This window comes from Amycolatopsis sp. NBC_01480 (assembly GCF_036227205.1).
Classification (GTDB): Bacteria; Actinomycetota; Actinomycetes; order Mycobacteriales; family Pseudonocardiaceae; genus Amycolatopsis.
This window is the reverse complement of sequence record NZ_CP109442.1, coordinates 3,030,330-3,047,579: the sequence shown is the minus strand read 5'-3', so window position 1 is coordinate 3,047,579 and position 17,250 is coordinate 3,030,330. Positions and strand designations below refer to the sequence as shown.

At 69.9% G+C, this 17,250-nt stretch carries 17 protein-coding genes; 9 read left to right on the top strand and 8 right to left on the bottom strand.

Features of this window, described 5'->3' with window-relative positions:
• A complete protein-coding gene (locus tag OG371_RS14490; RefSeq protein ID WP_329069439.1) occupies positions 1–2,283 on the bottom strand; it encodes a (Fe-S)-binding protein in 2,283 nt (760 codons plus the stop codon).
• A 167-nt stretch (positions 2,284–2,450) separates the two neighbouring features.
• On the opposite strand from OG371_RS14490, the gene OG371_RS14485 reads away from it, so the two are divergent.
• Complete coding sequence (locus OG371_RS14485) at positions 2,451–2,777, top strand: DMT family transporter (protein WP_329069437.1); 327 nt, start codon at positions 2,451–2,453, stop codon at positions 2,775–2,777.
• A complete protein-coding gene (locus tag OG371_RS14480) occupies positions 2,774–3,334 on the top strand; it encodes a TetR/AcrR family transcriptional regulator (RefSeq protein ID WP_329069435.1) in 561 nt (186 codons plus the stop codon). The genes OG371_RS14485 and OG371_RS14480 overlap by 4 nt, the downstream gene beginning before the upstream one ends.
• A gap of 43 nt (positions 3,335–3,377) precedes the next feature.
• On the opposite strand, the gene OG371_RS14475 is transcribed toward OG371_RS14480, so the two are convergent.
• The 5 genes from OG371_RS14475 to OG371_RS14455 all read right to left on the bottom strand — a co-directional run bounded on the left by OG371_RS14475 (position 3,378) and on the right by OG371_RS14455 (position 7,648).
• Complete coding sequence (locus OG371_RS14475; protein ID WP_329069433.1) at positions 3,378–4,190, bottom strand: IclR family transcriptional regulator; 813 nt, start codon at positions 4,188–4,190, stop codon at positions 3,378–3,380.
• A gap of 77 nt (positions 4,191–4,267) precedes the next feature.
• Positions 4,268–4,930, bottom strand: coding sequence for an iron-sulfur cluster assembly protein (locus tag OG371_RS14470; protein ID WP_091624949.1), 663 nt, complete (start codon positions 4,928–4,930; stop codon positions 4,268–4,270).
• Entirely contained in the window at positions 4,927–5,967 is a 1,041-nt protein-coding gene (locus OG371_RS14465) for an amidohydrolase family protein (protein ID WP_329069430.1), read from the bottom strand. Before OG371_RS14465 ends, OG371_RS14470 begins: the two co-directional genes overlap by 4 nt.
• Positions 5,968–5,980: 13 nt before the next feature.
• A complete protein-coding gene (locus OG371_RS14460; protein ID WP_329069428.1) occupies positions 5,981–7,006 on the bottom strand; it encodes an NAD(P)-dependent alcohol dehydrogenase in 1,026 nt (341 codons plus the stop codon).
• Between the two features lie 102 nt (positions 7,007–7,108).
• Positions 7,109–7,648 (bottom strand): YbhB/YbcL family Raf kinase inhibitor-like protein, encoded by a 540-nt coding sequence (locus OG371_RS14455; protein WP_329069426.1) that lies wholly within the window; start codon positions 7,646–7,648, stop codon positions 7,109–7,111.
• Positions 7,649–7,806: 158 nt separating this feature from the next.
• On the opposite strand from OG371_RS14455, the gene OG371_RS14450 reads away from it, so the two are divergent.
• The 7 genes from OG371_RS14450 (at position 7,807) to OG371_RS14420 (ending at position 15,106) form a co-directional block, all read left to right on the top strand.
• Entirely contained in the window at positions 7,807–8,574 is a 768-nt protein-coding gene (locus tag OG371_RS14450) for a DUF4097 family beta strand repeat-containing protein (RefSeq protein WP_329069424.1), read from the top strand.
• A 26-nt stretch (positions 8,575–8,600) separates the two neighbouring features.
• A complete protein-coding gene (locus OG371_RS14445) occupies positions 8,601–9,272 on the top strand; it encodes a hypothetical protein (RefSeq protein ID WP_329069422.1) in 672 nt (223 codons plus the stop codon).
• A gap of 167 nt (positions 9,273–9,439) precedes the next feature.
• Positions 9,440–10,681 carry an alpha/beta hydrolase gene (locus tag OG371_RS14440; RefSeq protein ID WP_329069420.1) on the top strand — a complete coding sequence of 414 codons (1,242 nt, stop codon included), beginning with the start codon at positions 9,440–9,442 and terminating at the stop codon, positions 10,679–10,681.
• A 188-nt stretch (positions 10,682–10,869) separates the two neighbouring features.
• A complete protein-coding gene (gene dnaK / locus OG371_RS14435; protein ID WP_329069418.1) occupies positions 10,870–12,735 on the top strand; it encodes a molecular chaperone DnaK in 1,866 nt (621 codons plus the stop codon).
• Positions 12,732–13,445 (top strand): nucleotide exchange factor GrpE, encoded by a 714-nt coding sequence (grpE, locus tag OG371_RS14430; RefSeq protein WP_329069416.1) that lies wholly within the window; start codon positions 12,732–12,734, stop codon positions 13,443–13,445. The genes dnaK and grpE overlap by 4 nt, the downstream gene beginning before the upstream one ends.
• 33 nt (positions 13,446–13,478) lie before the next feature.
• Entirely contained in the window at positions 13,479–14,666 is a 1,188-nt protein-coding gene (gene dnaJ / locus OG371_RS14425) for a molecular chaperone DnaJ (protein WP_329069414.1), read from the top strand.
• 5 nt (positions 14,667–14,671) lie between these two features.
• Complete coding sequence (locus OG371_RS14420) at positions 14,672–15,106, top strand: heat shock protein transcriptional repressor HspR (RefSeq protein WP_329069412.1); 435 nt, start codon at positions 14,672–14,674, stop codon at positions 15,104–15,106.
• A gap of 69 nt (positions 15,107–15,175) precedes the next feature.
• Here OG371_RS14420 and OG371_RS14415 read toward each other — a convergent pair whose 3' ends face one another.
• Positions 15,176–15,868, bottom strand: a complete 693-nt coding sequence (locus OG371_RS14415) for a dienelactone hydrolase family protein (RefSeq protein WP_329069410.1) — start codon at positions 15,866–15,868, stop codon at positions 15,176–15,178.
• Between the two features lie 117 nt (positions 15,869–15,985).
• The gene (locus OG371_RS14410; RefSeq protein WP_329069408.1) at positions 15,986–17,161 is read right to left on the bottom strand and encodes a globin domain-containing protein; all 1,176 of its coding nucleotides are present in this window, start codon (positions 17,159–17,161) and stop codon (positions 15,986–15,988) included.
• Positions 17,162–17,250 lie beyond the last annotated feature (89 nt).

The window sequence follows — 17,250 nt, the reverse complement described above, 5'->3', positions numbered from 1 at the left end:
TTACTCCTTGTCCGGCAAGGGGTCCGCCGTCTCCTCGGCGGGCTCAGCCGTCAGGTCCGCGTCCGCCTCGTCTTCCAGTGAAGGCGCGCCCGCCGCCACCAGCGCCGGCTCCGGCTTCCGTTTCACGGAGGTGAGCAGCAGCTGCGCGACGTCGACGACCTCGACCCGTTCGCTCGCCAGGCCGTCGCTCTGGCGCGCGGTGACGCCGTCGGTGAGCATCACGCGGCAGAACGGGCAGCCGGTCGCGATCTTCGACGGGGCGGTGCCGAGCGCCTCGTCCACGCGCTCGACGTTGATCCGCTTGCCGATCTTCTCCTCCATCCACATCCGCGCGCCGCCGGCGCCGCAGCACATGGACCGGTCGCCGTGCCGCGGCATTTCGCGCAGCTTGGCCCCCGAAGCCCCGACGAGCTCACGCGGCGCGTCGTAGACCTTGTTGTGCCGGCCCAGGTAACACGGGTCGTGGTAGGTGACGTCCTCGGCGACGGGCGCCACCGGCGTCAGGTACTTCTCGCGCACCAGGCGGTTCAGCAGCTGCGTGTGGTGCACGACGTCGAACTGGCCGCCCAGCTCCGGGTATTCGTTGGCGAGGGTGTTGAAGCAGTGCGCACAGGTGACGACCACCTTGCGCGCCTTGCGTTCGCGGCCCTCGAACACCGAGTTCAGCACCTCGACGTTCTGCTGGGCGAGCATCTGGAACAGGAACTCGTTGCCCGCGCGGCGCGCCGGGTCACCGGTGCACGACTCCTCCGAGCCGAGCACGGTGTACTTCACGCCCGCGATGTGCAGCAGCTCGGCCACCGCGCGGGTGGTCTTCTTCGCGCGGTCCTCGAACGCGCCGGCGCAGCCGACCCAGAAGAGGTACTCCGCGTCGCCGAGGTCGCCCTCGAACACCGGCACCTCGAAGTCGAGGTCTTCCGTCCACTGTAGACGGTCCTTGGCGTTCTGGCCCCACGGATTGCCCTTGTTCTCCAGGTTCTTGAACATGCCGTTCAGCTCCGTGGGGAACGACGACTCGATCATCACCTGGTACCGGCGCATGTCGACGATGTGGTCGACGTGCTCGATGTCCACCGGGCACTGCTCCACGCAGGCGCCGCAGCTGGTGCAGGACCAGAGCATGTCCGGGTCGATGATGCCGTTTTCCTCGGCGCCGCCGATCAGCGGCCGCTCGGACTCGGCGAGCGCGAGCACGTCGATGCCGGCGTGCGGGTTGTCGCCGGTGAGGCCGATTTCGTCGCCGGCCATGTCACGCTTGCCGCCCGCGAGCAGGTACGGCGCCTTGGCGTACGCGTGGTCGCGCAGCTGGGTGATCAGCAGCTTCGGCGAAAGCGGCTTGCCGGTGTTCCACGCGGGGCACTGCGACTGGCAACGGCCGCACTCGGTGCACGTCGAGAAGTCGAGCCAGCCCTTCCAGCTGAAGTCCTCGACCCGGCCGACGCCGAAGGTGTCCTCGTCCGGGTCGGCCTCCTCGAGGTCGAGCACCTTGCCGCCGGACATCATCGGCTTGACCGCGCCGAGCGCGACCCCGCCGTCGGCCTCGCGCTTGAAGTAGATGTTGAAAAACGCGCTGAACCGGTGCCACGCGACGCCCATGGTCATCGTCCGGGCGACCACGATCAGCCACACGGTGGCGCTCATCAGCTTGATGAAGGCGAACACCGAGACCAGCGCCGCGCTCGAGGGCAGCAGCTCGCTCAGCGGGTTCGACACGAACGCGGACCAGGTCGGCACCTCGTGGACGTGCAGTGCCGCCTTGCCCGCGCGCACGCCGATGATGCCGATGCCCTCGACGATCACCACGGCCTCGACGAAGTAGGCCCACTTGAAGTTCGAGCCCGCGAAGCGCGACTGCCGGTCGGCGCGGCGGGGGTGGTTCAGCTGCCGGATGATCGCGAGCGCGACGCCGCCGACGACGGTGCCGACGCCGAGCAGCTCCATCAGCAGGCTCCACAGCGACCAGTCCTCGAGCACCGGCCAGCCCCAGGTCGGGACGAACACCTCGCCGTAGGCCTCGAACAGCGCGAGGGACCCGATCAGGAAGCCCCACATCACCATCCAGTGCCACGGGGCGACCTGCCGGAACTTGGCCATCCGGGTGTGGGCGGCGAACTCCTTGACCATGGTCATCAGCCGCGGCGTGAACGGCCCGTTGCGGGTCGGGTCGGGCTGGCCGAGGCGGATCACGCGCACGAACCGGGCCACGGTCGCGATGAACATTCCCCAGGCGACGATGCCGAGGAGAACGGAGATCCCCCCGAGCGTCAGCTGTACAGCGCCCATCGTCGGGTGCCTTTCGTCCGGTGTGGTGGTGCCGGTGCCGAAGCCCCGGTTGTCGAGCAGGGTAACGCTTCTTACTGATGGGTAACTGGTTGGCGAGCCCTAAGTCCCACCGATGTGGTGCACGCCTCGCTGGCTAGTGGGACGATAGTTCAGGTAGTTTCGCAACCATGGGTGCTTACTTGTACCTCGCTTTGGCCATCGCCGCAGAAGTGACCGCGACCGTGTCGCTCAAACTCTCCGACGGGTTCTCCCGCCTCGGCCCCTCGATCCTCGTGGTGATCGGTTACGGCGTGGCGTTTTTCGCGCTGTCACAGGTGCTGAAGCTCGGGCTGCCGATCGGCGTGGCGTACGCGGTCTGGGCCGCGGCGGGCGTGGCGCTGGTCGCGATCGTCGGGGTGCTGTTCCTCAAGGAGCCGTTCAACCTCGCGATGGCCGCCGGGCTGGTGCTCGTGATCGGCGGCGTGGTGCTGATCGAGGTGGGGAGCAGCCAGTGAAGATCCAGGTCGACGGGCGCAAGGCGCGCGGGGACAAGCGGCGCGCGGACATCATCGCGGCCGCGCTGCGGGTGATCGAGCGCGACGGCGTCGCCGGGGTCACCCACCGCACTGTCGCGGCGGAGGCGGGCGTGCCCACGACGTCGACGACCTATCACTTCTCCTCACTCGACGACCTGCTCGTGGCCACGCTCATCTCGTGCGCGCGGGACATGGCGACCGAGGTGTACTGGATGATCGACCGCGCGCGCTCGCGCGGCAGCCGCGGCGCCGAGGAGGTGGCCGGGCTGCTCGCGGAGGCGCTGGGCCCGCGGCGCGGCCGCACCATGGCGGAGTACGAGCTGTACCTGCTGGCCGCCCGCAAACCCGAGCTGCGGCCCGCCGCGCGCCGGTGGCTCGACGTGCTGACGTCGATGGTCCGGCACGACGACGAGGTGGCGTTCCGGGTGTTCCTGGCGGGCATCGACGGCCTGTTGATCCAGGGGCTGATCGACGACGAGCCGCCGTCGGCGGAGGAGCTGCGGCCGGTGGTCGACTACCTGCTCAAGCCGCGCTGAACAGCTCGTGAGTGCCTATGACGGTTAGAACCGGCATGAACACTCACGAGGGTTTTGCCGCCAGCAGCCGGGAAAACCGCGCTGCCCCGGCGCGGGCCGCGCGCTCCAGGTGCCAGCGGCGCGACGCGAACTGCTCCGCCGGAACGGAGAAAGCGACCGCGCCCGTGACGTTCTGGGCCGCGTCCAGCACCGGCGCCGAGAGGCACGCCAGCTCCGGCAGGAACTCCTCGATCTCCAGTGCCATCCCGGAATGCGCGACGGCCTGCAGCTCCGTCTCGAGGTCGGGCGAGCGGACCGTGGTGTGCGCGGTGAGGCGCGGCATGCCCGCGCTCGTCAGGTATTCGCGGCGCTGCTTGGCCGGCAGCGACGCGAGCATCACCTTGCCGAACGCCGTGGCGTGCGCGGCCTCGTGGAAGCCGAAGTCCAGCGGCTGCGCGCGTGGGAACTCCGGCGAGTCCGCGACCGCGGCGACGACCACCTCGGTGTCTCGGAACACCGTGTAATACGCCGCCGCGCCCGCGCGCAGGTGCAGCTTGTGCAGGCCGTCGCGCAGCTCCCGGCCGACGTCCAGCTCGCCGAGCAGGCTCTCGTGCAGCCCGCCGATCTTGTAGCCGAGGCCGAAGCCCCGGCCGTGGCCGAGCCGGATCAAATAGCCTTCGTGGACCAGGGTGTTCAGCAGGTGGTACGTGGTCGAGAGCTTGTAGCCCGCGCGCCGGGCGACGGCCTTGGCGGCAATGCCGTCGCCCGCGCCGGCCACGATCTCCAGCACCCTCAGCGCCCGCTGCGCCGAACCGATCAAGCCGCTGGGCTCCTCGGCATTCCGGTCGGCCGGAGTCGGCTGGGCGGGAACTGACACGGCGTGACCTCCGCAAGTGGCGTTCGGCGGTGAACGGGCGAGGCTATGCGCCCTCCACCATACGTGCTCCGAACGGCTCAAGCGGAGTATCTGGTCTGCAACAATCCCCGGCAGAGCCCGGCGTTGCCGTCGATGCTGATCCGGACCGCCCGCGCGAACCGCAGCCGCAGCGCCGCTTCACCCGCCGGGATCACCACTCCCTTCTCGTCCACGAGCAACGGCGCGTCCGGGCCGCAGTCGATGTCGAGGTCCCGGCGCCTTCGCAGCAGGCTGGACCGAACGGGTGACTCCGGCACGTCGCCGAGGGTCAGCCCGGCGATCTCGGCCGGCGTCCGCCCGTCCTGCACGAGCTTGGTGCCCAGCCGGTCGAGGCCGGCCAGGTAGGCCTTGCGCCGGAAGATCAGCCGCAGCTCGTCCAGCTCCCCGATCGCCTCCGTCGGGAATGTGCCCTCGAAGCCCGCCTGGCCCGCGACACCGGCGTTGATCTCCTCGGACGCGAAGTGGTCGTCCAGCCGGATGTCGACCGACGTGACGCCCTCGACCGCGGTGACGGCGTCGTGCGCGTCGGCCACCATCAGGTAGGCGAAGTTCGGCGCGCAGAAATACGTCGGCAGCCGCAGCCGTACCTCCGCGTGCCCCTCGACCAGCGTCGCCGAGTGCACAAAACCCAACTCTGTCACGGGTTCGTCCAGCTCGGGGTCGCGCACCGTGTCGAGCGCGGCCCACAGCCGCGGGTTCACGCCGGCACCTTCGGCGCGGACCCGACGGCCTCGCCGCTGTCGGCGGGCACCTCGCTGACGCCGAGGCCTTCGGGCACTTCGAGGTCGTACAGCTTCGCCACGTTCAGGCCGAGGATCTTCTTCTTGATGTCGGTGGTCAGCACGCCGTACTCGCTCTGCATGTCCTCCGGGATCTGGAAGTCCACAAAGGCCTCGATCAGCCACTTGGGCGTCCAGATCGCGTAGTCGCTGGCGAAGGTGATGCGGTTTTCGTCCGTCCAGTACAGCAGTTCGCCGATGATCTGCGCGAAGTACCGCGGCCGCGTGTGGATGAACGGCAGCGCGACGGCGAGCCCGCCGTACACGTTCGGCTCCTGTGTCGCGATCCAGCAGTAGTCCTCCAGCCGCGGCAGGCCGACGTGCTCGACGATGAACCGCAGGTCCGGGAACGCGCTGGCCACGTCGTCGATGTCGGCCACGTCGAACGCGTCGCGGTTGAGCGGGTAGATCGTCGGTCCTTTGTGGACGTGAATGTTGCGGATGCCGAGTTCCTGGCACTTCTCCAGGTACCGGTACGACCACGGGTCGGACAGCTTCCAGCCTTTGGAATCGCCCTTCCACTCGGCCGTGTAGAGCTTGACGCCCTTGAGATTCCAGCGCTCCGCGAGCGCTTCCAGCTTGTCCAGGCCGGCCTCGCCGTCACGCGGGTCCCAAGCGCCGTTGACGGTGAACTTGTCCGGGTGCTTCTCGGCGAGCACGCCGTCCTGCTCGGTGGTGTTGAAGCCGTTGACGTAGAAGTCGGTGAGGTAGGTCGGCTGGAACACCGCGTGGTCCACGTAGCCGACCTCGAACAGGTCGTGCAGGATCTGCTCCTCGCTCTGCTGCCAGAACTGCTCCAGCGTCCACTTCGCGTGGTCCGGCGAGAGGTTCTTGTGGTAGTCGTAGAAGCAGTTGATGAAGCCCTCGCCGTAGCGGTTGGCCTGGTTGGCCGGGCGCGCGTCCCAGAAGTGCACGTGCCCGTCGACGATGAAGTAGCGCTCGCCGTCCTTTTCGTACATGAGCTGAACTCCCTTACGGTACGAGGATTCCGCGGCCCTGGAGCCGGCCGTTGTCCAAGTCGTCCATGGCTTCGTTGACCGCGTCCAGCGGGTACGTCCTGGTGTGCAGGCTGACCTTGCCCTGAGCCGCGAGCGCCATCAGCTCGTCGAGGTCGTTGTAGGAGCCGACCAGGTTGCCGACGATGTTGATCTCGGTCGAGATGATGTCGATGGTGGGCACGTCCACGTGGCCGCCGTAGCCGATCACGAAGTACGAGCCGGCGCGGCGCAGCATCTTGATGCCCTGGGCCTCCGTGCCCTTCTCGCCGACGAAGTCGAGCACCACCTGCGCGCCCGCGCCGCCGGTCAGGTCGAGCACGGCGTCGACCTGGCCGCCGTCGGCGAGCACGGTGTGCGCGGCGCCGTAGGACTTGGCGAGGTCGAGCGCGGCCTGGTTGGCGTCGATCACGATCACCTCGGCCGGCACCATCGCGGCCAGGCACTGGATGCCGATGTGGCCGAGCCCGCCAGCGCCGATCACCGCGACCTTCGTGCCCGCGTACAACAGCGGCACGGCCTTGCGCACGGCGTGGTACGCGGTCAGCCCGGCGTCCGCCAGCGCGGCGACGTCCGCGGGCTGCAGCGAGGGATCGAGCTTGACCACCGAGCGCGCGTTGGTGAGCAGGTACTCGGCCATGCCGCCGTCGGTGTCGATGCCGGGGAACTTCGAGTTCTCGCAGTGCACGTCGTCGCCGGCGCGGCAGGCGCGGCACAGCCCGCAGGTAGCCAGCGGGTGCAGGATGACCGGGTCACCGGGCTCCACTGTGGACACTGCCGAGCCGACCGCCTCGACCCAGCCCGCGTTCTCGTGGCCGATCGTGTAAGGCAGCGTGACGCCGGACTTCTCGGCCCACTGCCCCTCGATGATGTGCAGGTCGGTGCGGCACAACCCGGCGCCGCCGATCCGCACCACCACGTCGAGCGGACCGCTCACCTCCGGTTGGGCGACGTCCTCCACCACCGGGCGTTTTTCGTACTCGTGGACCCGCACCGCTTTCATGACCCGCTCCTCGTCCTCGTCGACGTCCTTTGATCGTCGAACGCCCGCGAGGCGGGGTCAACGGCCGGGATTTCACCGAGCGGGAAATCCCGGCCGCGGGGCTCAGCCCTTGTTCTCGTAAACCGGCGTCAGGGTCGCCCGGCCGAGGGTGTGGCCGAACATGTTGAAGCCGAGGAACGCCGGGGTGGCGTCGCCGTCGATGTCGAGCGAGTCGACGTCGAGGGCGTGCACCACGAAGTAGTAACGGTGCGGGCCGTGCCCGGGAGGCGGGGCGGCGCCGAGGAACTGCTTCACGCCGCCGTCGCCCTTGAGCGTCACGGCGCCCTCGGGCAGGCCCGAGCCCTCCGCGTCGCCGGCGTTCGCCGCCAGCTCCGTCACCGAGGCCGGGATGTTGAACACCGCCCAGTGCCAGAACCCGCTGGCCGTGGGGGCGTCCGGGTCGTACACCGTCACCGCGAAGCTCTTGGTCCCGGCCGGGAAGCCCGTCCAGGCCAGCTGCGGCGAACGGTCCTCGCCGCCGGCGCCGAAGATGCCGGACAGGTGCGGGGTCGCCAGCGTTTCGCCGTCGGCGATGTCGGTGCTGCTCAACGTGAACGAGGGCACCGAGGGCAGGGAGTCGTAGGGATTGGGTGACTGAGGCATGAATCCTCCTGAACACGGATGTCCGGACGACGCCAGGCTATGACCCCCGACCCCGGATGTCTCCTCAGGGATGTATCGGGGGGTTTACCGGATGTCGAGCCCCCTGGCCTGCTCCTAAGGTCATTCCGGACGGATCGTTACTGAGGGGACGGATCGAAATGGCGCGCCCGCTGCTGGCACTAGGTGGGATAGTTCTGATCGGGGCCGGCGTGGCCATCGCGCTCGGCTGGGGGCTGGGCTCTTCGGTGGAGCGTGACACGAAGCTGGCGCAGCCGATCCACAGCGTGAAGCTGTCCGCTGATTCGGGGGACGTCAAGATCCGCGTCGGCACCGGGGCCGTGACCGTGCACCAGAAGCTGCACTACAACTTCCGCTCGGCGCCGGACGACGCCTTCCGCGTGGAGGGCGACCAGCTGGTGCTCGAAAGCTGCGGCCGCAACTGCAGCGCCGACTTCGAGGTGGTCGTCCCGGCCGGCGTGCCGGTCACCGGCTCCACCAGCTCGGGCGGGGTGGACATCTCGGGGGTGGGCAGCGTCGACGTGTCCGCCGGCTCCGGCGACGCGAAGGTGGAGAACGTCGCCGGGCTGGTGAAGCTCACCCTCGACAGCGGGTCCATCGACCTGCGTGACGTCGGCGGGGTCCAGGCGCACAGCGACTCCGGCCACGTCTCCGGCGACGGTCTGCGCGGGCCGGTCGACGTCTCCTCGGACAGCGGCAGTGTGGACCTCACGCTCGCCCAGCCCAGCGACGTCAAGGTGAAGGCGGACTCCGGCAGCGTCAAGCTGCGCGTGCCCGACGGCTCGTACCGGGTGATCGGCGGCAGCGACAGCGGCAGCCGGTCGATCGACATCCCGCAGGGCACGTCCGAAGTGAAGACGCTCGACCTGAACACCAGCAGCGGCTCCGTCTCGGTCAAGGCCGCCTGAAACATCCACGGGGGAACCGCGAAGTCATGGGGCACAACACAAAGCGGCTGCTGATCGGCGCCGTCCTGCTGGGCTCGGCGGTCGCCGTGGCCGGCTGCTCGGGGATCGGCCGCCCGGCCGCCTTCTCCGACGGCCGGCCGGTGACCACGCCGATCACCGCCGTCCGGGTCGACGTCCCGGCGGGCGGGGTACAGCTGCGCGTGGAGGACGGCGCGCCGGTTTCGGTGCGCCGCGACGTCGAGTACCGCGGCAACCGCCCGGGCCGGACGCACCGGGTCGAGGGCACCACCCTCGTGCTTTCCGGCTGCGGCCAGGACTGCGAGGTCCGCTACGACGTCGTCGTCCCGCGCGCCCTGCCGGTGAGCGGCTCGCTCGACACCGGGACGGTCACGCTCGACCGTCCCTCCGACGTCGACCTGCGGCGCGGCACCGGGAGCACCACGCTCACCCGCGTGACCGGCCCGGTCAAGCTCGACGGCGGCACCGGCACCGCGGAGATCGGGCTGGAGCAGCCCGGCGCCGTGCAGGCCACGGTGAACACCGGCGACCTGACCGTCTCCGTCCCGGCGGCCGCCTACCGCGTGGACGCGCACGTCGGCACCGGCCGGACGAACCTGGGCGTGGCACAGGACCCGGCGTCACCGAACCGGCTCGACCTGCGCGTCGACACCGGCAGCATCACGGTGCGTACGGCGTGAAGCTCGTTGCTGCGGCTCTACTTGTCTTGCCACTGCTGACAGTTCCCGCTACTCCGGCGCTTCAGTGGAGGCCGTGCGCGACGCAGGCGGAGCCGACAGCCCGGTGCGCGCAGGTTGAGGTCCCCCTCGACCGCGCTCGGCCCGAGGCCGGCACCGCGCGGCTCGCGGTGGCGGAGCTGCCCGCGACCGACCCGGCGCACCGCATCGGCTCGTTGCTGATCAACCCGGGCGGACCGGGCGGCTCCGGGGTCGGTGACGTGCAGTTCGGCGGCTTCGCCGGTCCCGCGTTCGCGCAGCTGCGGCAGCGCTTCGACATCGTCGGCTTCGATCCGCGCGGCGTCTGGTTCAGCACGCCCAAGATCACCTGCGACCCGGCGAAGCTGTACGACCCGGCCGTGAGCCGGTATCCGGCGACGAAAGCGGAGTACGACGCGCTGCTCGCGCACAACCGCGCGGCCGGCGAGGACTGCATCGCGAAGACCGGGCCGATGCTCGGGCAGGTGGACACGCAGAGCGCGGCCGAGGACATCGAGTCGATCCGGGTCGCGCTGGGCGAGCCGAAGATCTCCTGGCTCGGCGTCTCATACGGCACCGAACTCGGCGCCGTCTACGCCTCGAAGCACCCGGACCGCGTGCGGGCGATGGTGCTCGACGGCGCCGTCGACCACGCCCGGCCGTTGCGCCAGGCGATCGTCGAGGAGGCGGCCGCGACGGAGGATTCGTTGGTGCGCTTCGCTTCGTGGTGCCAGGGCTCGCCGGACTGCGCGCTGCACGGCGTCGACGTGCTGCGGTATTACGACGACCTCGTGGCCCGCGGCGCCTACTCCAGCGCGCTGGGCCGGACAGCGACCGGGGACGAGCTGTCCTCGGGCGTCTACGGGTTCCTCGCTACGCGGAGCCAGTGGCCGGATCTGGGCCGTGCGCTCGCCGCCGCCGGCGGGGACCGGCCGGACGCGACGGCGCTGACGCAGGCCGCCGTCTTCTTCTCGCCGATCTACGGCGCGTACCGGGCGATCGGCTGCCAGGACTTCCCGTCGCCGTTCACCGGGCCCGCCGACCTGCGCGTGACGGCCGGTCTGGTCCGCGCGGTCGCTCCGCACAGCTGGCGGTACTCCGAGTTCTGGGACTTCACCAGCGGCTGCGCGGGCTGGCCGGTCCCGGCGAAGAACCCGCCGCAGCCGCACCCGGTGCACGGCGCCCCGCCGATCCTGGTGGTCGGCGGCACGCACGACCCGGCGACGCCGCTGGCTTGGGCCCGCGGGCTGGCCGCGAGCATCGACGGCTCGGTCCTGCTCACCCGGACCGACGACGGCCACACCGGGCTCGGCAACTCGCCCTGCGCCCGTTCCGAAGAGGTGAAATACCTGGTGAGCGGGATCACACCCGCTCCGGGGAAGGTCTGCAGCTGAACCCGGGAACAAGCGCCCGCACTTGCTCGTTACCCTGATACGAAGGTTGAGCGCAGCCGACTCAAGTCTGGCTTGACGAGGCGCGCGAAGCCCAGCTAGAACTTGCCAGGGCCCCGCTCAAGGCGGAGCCGATCCGTGCAGGTCACGAACATACCAGCAGCAGAGCTGCCAACACAGGAGGAAGCACCATGGCGCGAGCGGTCGGCATCGACCTCGGCACGACCAACTCGGTCGTCGCCGTCCTTGAGGGCGGCGAGCCGACGGTCATCGCCAACTCGGAAGGCTCCCGTACCACCCCGTCCATCGTCGCCTTCGCCAAGAACGGCGAAGTGCTGACCGGCCAGCCGGCGAAGAACCAGGCGGTCACGAACGTCGACCGCACGATCCGCTCGGTGAAGCGGCACATCGGCACCGACTGGAAGACCGAGATCGACGGCAAGGGGTACACGCCGCAGGAGATCAGCGCGCGCGTGCTGATGAAGCTGAAGCGCGACGCCGAGTCGTACCTGGGCGAGGAGATCACCGACGCGGTGATCACCGTCCCGGCGTACTTCGAGGACGCCCAGCGGCAGGCCACCAAGGAGGCCGGGCAGATCGCCGGCCTGAACGTGCTCCGCATCGTCAACGAGCCGACCGCCGCCGCGCTGGCGTACGGCCTGGACAAGGGCGAGAAGGAGCAGACCATCCTGGTCTTCGACCTCGGTGGCGGCACGTTCGACGTCTCGCTGCTGGAGATCGGCGAAGGTGTGGTCGAGGTCCGCGCGACCTCCGGTGACAACCACCTCGGCGGTGACGACTGGGACGAGCGCATCGTCAAGTGGCTGGTCGACAAGTTCAAGGCCGCCAACGGCATCGACCTGACCCGCGACAAGATGGCGCTGCAGCGCATCCGCGAGGCGGCGGAGAAGGCGAAGATCGAGCTGTCCAGCTCCAACTCCGCCAGCATCAACCTGCCCTACATCACCGTGGACGGCGACAAGAACCCGCTGTTCCTCGACGAGACGCTCTCGCGCGCCGAGTTCCAGAAGATCACCTCGGACCTGCTCGAGCGCACCCGCAACCCGTTCAACAACGTGATCCGCGACGCGGGCACCTCGGTCGGCGACATCGACCACGTCGTGCTCGTGGGCGGTTCCACCCGCATGCCGGCCGTGGCCGAGCTGGTCAAGGAGCTGACCGGCGGGCGCGAGCCGAACAAGGGCGTGAACCCGGACGAGGTCGTCGCGGTCGGCGCGGCGCTGCAGGCCGGCGTGCTCAAGGGCGAGGTCAAGGACGTCCTGCTGCTCGACGTGACCCCGCTTTCGCTGGGCATCGAGACCAAGGGCGGGGTGTTCACCAAGCTCATCGAGCGCAACACCACGATCCCGACCAAGCGCTCGGAGACCTTCTCCACCGCGGACGACAACCAGCCGTCGGTGCAGATCCAGGTGTTCCAGGGTGAGCGCGAGATCGCCGCGCACAACAAGAAGCTCGGCATGTTCGAGCTGACCGGCCTGCCGCCCGCCCCGCGTGGCGTGCCGCAGATCGAGGTCACCTTCGACATCGACGCCAACGGCATCGTGCACGTGACCGCGAAGGACCTGGGCACGAACAAGGAGCAGTCGATGACGATCACCGGCGGCTCCGCGCTGCCGAAGGACGACATCGACCGGATGGTCAAGGACGCCGAGGCGCACGCCGAGGAGGACAAGACCCGCCGCGAAGAGGCCGAGACGCGCAACCAGGCCGAGACGCTGGTCTACCAGACCGAGAAGTTCCTCAAGGACAACGACGACAAGCTGCCCGAGGACCTCAAGGGCAAGGTCAAGTCGGCGATCGACGAGTCGAACGAGGCGCTCAAGGGCACCGACTCGGCCAAGATCCGCGAGTCCATCGAGAAGCTGAACACGGCTTCGCAGGAGCTGGGCACCGCGCTGTATGCGAACGCGAACGCCGGCGCCGAGGGCGCCCCGGGTGCCGACGCCGGTGCCGCGGGTGACGCCGCGGGCGGCGGCCAGGCCAAGGAAGACGACGTCGTCGACGCCGAGATCGTGGAAGAGGACAAGAAGAAGTGACCCCACGACACGAGGACACCGAGGGCCGGGGCCCGGACGAACCGGTGGTCGTGCGTGACCGGCGGCGGGTCGACCCGCAGACCGGTGAGGTCCGCCCACCTGCCCCGGACAGTGAAGCGCCAGTGCCGGCCGAGGAGGAGCCCGCGGGCAAGCACGCGGGCCCCTCGCTCGGCGACTCGGTGGTCGACGACGCCGTCTCGGTGGCGTCGGACGTCGAGAAGCAGCTGGCCGAGCGCACTGCCGACCTGCAGCGTTTGCAGGCGGAGTACGCGAACTACCGCAAGCGGGTGGACCGCGACCGCGAGGCCGTGGTGCTGCGCGCCAAGGCGTCGGTGGTCGACGACCTGCTGCCGCTGCTCGACGACCTCGAGCGCGCGGAGCAGCACGGCGACCTGACCGGTGCGTTCAAGGCGGTCGGCGACAAGCTGGTCACCGGTCTGCAGCGGGCCGGCCTGGAGTCGTTCGGCGCCGAGGGCGAGCCCTTCGACCCGAGCGTGCACGAGGCCGTCCAGCACAACACCTCGCCGGACGTGACGGGCCCGACGGTCACCGTGGTCATGCGCCGCGGCTACCGCTTCGGGGACCGGGTGCTGCGGGCGGCGCTGGTCGGGGTCACCGACCACGAGCCGGCCGCGCCGGCCCCGGTCGACCCGCCGGTCGGTGGCGAGCTGCCGCTCGACGGGTCGATCGATGAGCCGAACCAGCAGTAACAGTCGTTCCACAGTGGAAGGAGGAGGCACCCGGTGAGTGCTCGGGATTGGATCGGTAAGGACTTCTACCGGGAGCTGGGTGTCTCCTCCGACGCCACGGCGGACGAGATCAAGAAGGCCTACCGCAAGCTGGCCAAGGAGAACCACCCGGACGCGAACGCGGGCAACACCGCGGCGGAGAACAAGTTCAAGGCCGTCTCCGAGGCGTACGGCGTGCTGTCCGACCCGGCCAAGCGCAAGGAGTACGACGAGGCCCGCAGCCTCTTCGGCTCCGGCGGCGCGGGCGGGTTCGGCGGCGGCTTCCCCGGCGGTGCCGGTGGGGCCGGTGGCTTCGACATGGGCGACATCTTCAGTCAGGGCGGCGCGCAGCAGGGCGGCTTCGGCGGGCTCGGCGACATCCTCGGCGGCATCTTCGGCCGGGGTGGCCGGGGCGGCCCGGCCGGCGCGGCGGCGAACCGCCCGCAGCGCGGGGCCGACGTCGAGACCGACGTGCGGATCGACTTCACCGAGGCGGTCAAGGGCGCGACCCTGCCGTTGCGGCTCTCGAGCCCGGCCACCTGCTCCACCTGCGGCGGCAACGGCGCGAAGCCGGGCACGTCGCCCCGCACCTGCCCGACCTGCAACGGGTCCGGGCTGGTCAGCCGGAGCCAGGGCGCGTTCGCGTTCTCCGAGCCGTGCCGCGACTGCCGCGGCCGCGGCCAGCTGATCGACGACCCGTGCCCGGAGTGCGGCGGCGAGGGCATCAGCACCCGCACCCGCACGCTGACCGTGCGCATCCCGCCGGGCGTCGACGACGACCAGCGGATCCGCCTCGCCGCTCAGGGCGAGCCGGGCCGGGGCGGGGCGCAGGCCGGTGACCTGTACGTGCGCGTGCACGTCGCGCCGCACCAGCTGTTCGGCCGCAAGGACCTGAACCTGACGCTGACCGTGCCGGTGGACTTCACCGAGCTGGCGCTGGGCACCACCGTCACGGTGCCGACGCTGGACGGCAAGGTCTCGCTCAAGGTGCCCGCGGGTACCGCGAGTGGACGGGTGTTGCGCGTGCGGGGAAAGGGCATTCAGAAGCGGGACGGCTCTCAAGGTGACCTCATGGTGACCCTGCAGGTGGCGGTTCCGGCCAAACTGGATGACAAGGCGCGCTCGGCGCTCGAGGCCTACGCCGAGTCGATCAAGGGCCACGACCCGCGGCCCGAGATCACTGAGCTGCTCGAAGGCAGGTGAGGGTGATGTTCGGCGGACTACCGGGACTCCCACACGGCGCGGACGAGGACACGCCGGTGTTCGTGATTTCGGTGGCGGCGCAGCTTTCCGGGCTGCACGCCCAGACGCTGCGCTCCTACGACCGCCAGGGCCTGGTCTCGCCGGGCCGCACCTCCGGCGGCGGCCGGCGCTACTCGATGCGTGACATCGCCCTGCTGCGCGAGGTGCAACGCCTCTCGCAGGAGGCCGGGGTCAACCTGGCCGGCGTCAAGCGCATCATCGAGCTGGAGAACCAGGTCGACGCCCTGCGCGCCCGCGTGCACGAGCTGACCGAGGAGATCGCGGCGGCGTACGCGGCCGCCGAGCAGGCGACCGCCGCGGTCCACGCCTCGTACCGCAAGGACCTGGTGCCGGCGCGGCAGCAGACCGCGCTGGTGGTGTGGAAACCCAAGCACCGCTGAGTTTCTCCTGAACCGAAACGGGCCCTTTCGCCACCCTTTGGCGGAAGAGCCCGTTCTCGCGTTTGCGTCCTATTTCAGGTGCTCGGCGAAGAATGCGGTCACCCGTTTCCAGGCGTCGGAGTCCGAAGGCTCGTGGTAGCCGAAGTTCGCGATGCGCGCCAGGGTCTGCAGCGGGGCCGGGCCCATCTTGTTCGCGAAGCTGTGGCCGGCGTCGGGGTACTCCTTGACGTCGTGCGGGATGCCGCGCGACTCCAGTTCCGTCTCGAGCTTCGTCGCCGCCCCGCGCAGGGTCGGGTCGCGCCGGCCGAAGCTGGCGACCACCGGGCAGGCACCGTCCAAAGCGGACAGGTCGCGGGGCAGCTGGCCGTAGTAGGGGGCGGAGGCGTCGAACTCGCGGGCCGCGGCGACCAGTGCGAAGCCGCCGCCCATGCAGTAGCCGACGACGCCGACCTTGCCGGTGGCGTCCGGGCGCGCGGCCACGAGCGAACGGGCCGCTTCGATGTCGTCGTACGCGCGGCCCGAGCGGGCGAACAGCTCGCTGAACACACGCTTCACGCAACGGAAGAAGCCGCCGCGCGAGTACAGGTCGGGGCTCAGCGCGAGGTAGCCCTCGGCGGCGAACCGGTCGGTGATGTTCCGGGCGTCCTGCGACAGGCCGATCGCGTCGTGGATGATCACCAGGCCGGGCCAGGGCCCGGGGCCCTCGGGGGTGGCCAGGTAGCCCTTGATGCCGCCGTCCGCGGCGGGGATCCGGATCTCCATGGCCCTCAGCCTACTGCCGCGCCACGCGACGTTGGGCACGGAAAAGCTCGTGAGTGTTTAGGACGGTTAGAACCGTCCTAAACACTCACGAGCCCCTTTCCCAGACCCCTCCAACCATCAGTCGATGGTGAACGGGTCGTACGAAATGCGTTCCAGGTCGACACCGGCCGCCAGCAGTTTCGCGATGGTCGCGCGGATCATCGGCGGTGAGCCCGACACCAGCACGTCGTGTTTTTTCCACTTGCCACGCTGCGTCACGGCGGCGGCCAGGGTGCCCCGGTCGCCGCCGGAGACCGCGCCCTCCTCGGTCACCGGGGTCACCGTCAGCCACGGCGAGGTGACGGCCAGCCGTCGCAGCTCGTCCAGCGCGTAGAGGTCCCCGGGGTTGCGCCCGCCGAAGAACAGGTGCACGGGCGGGTTTCGCTTCCAGCGCGAGAGGTCGTCCAGGATGGACAGCAGCGGGGTGACGCCGGTGCCGCCCGCGATCATCAGCAGTGGCCGCTGGTCCGTCACCGGCATCACCGAGAGCGCGCCCAGCGGCGGCCCCAGCCGCCAGACGTCCCCGGCCCGGGCGTGATTCACGATGGCGCGCGAGACCCAGCCGCCCGGGACCGAGCGGACGTGGAACGTCAGCAGCCCGTCGTCGCGCGGCGCCGTCGCCGGCGAGAGGTACCGCCACAACCGCGGCCGCTGCGGGACTTCCACGCTCACGTAACCGCCGGGGCGGTACGGCAGCAGGTGCTCGGTCTGCACCCGCACCAGCGCGATGTCCCGCGAGAGCTTCCGGTGCTCCAGCACGGTCGCCTGCCACCAGGCCGGCCCGGTTTCGGCCGAAGCGGCCTTGCGCATGGTCTCGGAGATGAGCCCGTACGCCGAGGTCCAGGCCGATTCCACCTCCGGCGTCCAGGCGTCCTTCAAGAAACGTTTCAACGCGCTCACCAAGGCCGTCCCCACGGCGTCGTAGTGGCGGGTCAGCACGTCGAACTTCCGGTGGTCCCGGCCCAGCTGGCCGAGGAACGTGACGAGTTCGTCCGGCCGGTCCACCATTTGCACCACGTAAACAAGCGCGCGCAGCAATCGGCTTCGCTGGGTCGCCATGGTGATCGGGAAAAGATCACGGACGTCCGGCGCGAGCACGAACAAGGCGCCGTAGAAGTACTGCGCCAGTTCCTCGGCTTTCGGCTCCACCAGCGCGAAACTCTCGCGGATGAGCCGGGCGTCCTCGGTTCCCCTGGTGGAGGCGGCGGGGGCAGGGCGCGCCGGAAGATCGTACTTCAGGGATTCAGAGCTCATCGGGAACGGTTTTCTCCAGTCCAGCCAAGCATTTTCAAGTACCCACGCGGCTTTGCTGACGCGAGCCGCCCCCGAGGAAACAAGACTGT

Coding starts and splice junctions, on each gene's coding strand:
- dnaK (WP_329069418.1), top strand. CDS start 10,870: ATGGCGCGAGCGGTCGGCATCGACCTCGGCACGACCAACTCGGTCGTC.
- OG371_RS14485 (WP_329069437.1), top strand. CDS start 2,451: ATGGGTGCTTACTTGTACCTCGCTTTGGCCATCGCCGCAGAAGTGACC.
- OG371_RS14410 (WP_329069408.1), bottom strand. CDS start 17,161: ATGAGCTCTGAATCCCTGAAGTACGATCTTCCGGCGCGCCCTGCCCCC.
- OG371_RS14460 (WP_329069428.1), bottom strand. CDS start 7,006: ATGAAAGCGGTGCGGGTCCACGAGTACGAAAAACGCCCGGTGGTGGAG.
- OG371_RS14455 (WP_329069426.1), bottom strand. CDS start 7,648: ATGCCTCAGTCACCCAATCCCTACGACTCCCTGCCCTCGGTGCCCTCG.
- OG371_RS14445 (WP_329069422.1), top strand. CDS start 8,601: ATGGGGCACAACACAAAGCGGCTGCTGATCGGCGCCGTCCTGCTGGGC.
- OG371_RS14465 (WP_329069430.1), bottom strand. CDS start 5,967: ATGTACGAAAAGGACGGCGAGCGCTACTTCATCGTCGACGGGCACGTG.
- OG371_RS14415 (WP_329069410.1), bottom strand. CDS start 15,868: ATGGAGATCCGGATCCCCGCCGCGGACGGCGGCATCAAGGGCTACCTG.
- OG371_RS14490 (WP_329069439.1), bottom strand. CDS start 2,283: ATGGGCGCTGTACAGCTGACGCTCGGGGGGATCTCCGTTCTCCTCGGC.
- OG371_RS14450 (WP_329069424.1), top strand. CDS start 7,807: ATGGCGCGCCCGCTGCTGGCACTAGGTGGGATAGTTCTGATCGGGGCC.
- OG371_RS14420 (WP_329069412.1), top strand. CDS start 14,672: ATGTTCGGCGGACTACCGGGACTCCCACACGGCGCGGACGAGGACACG.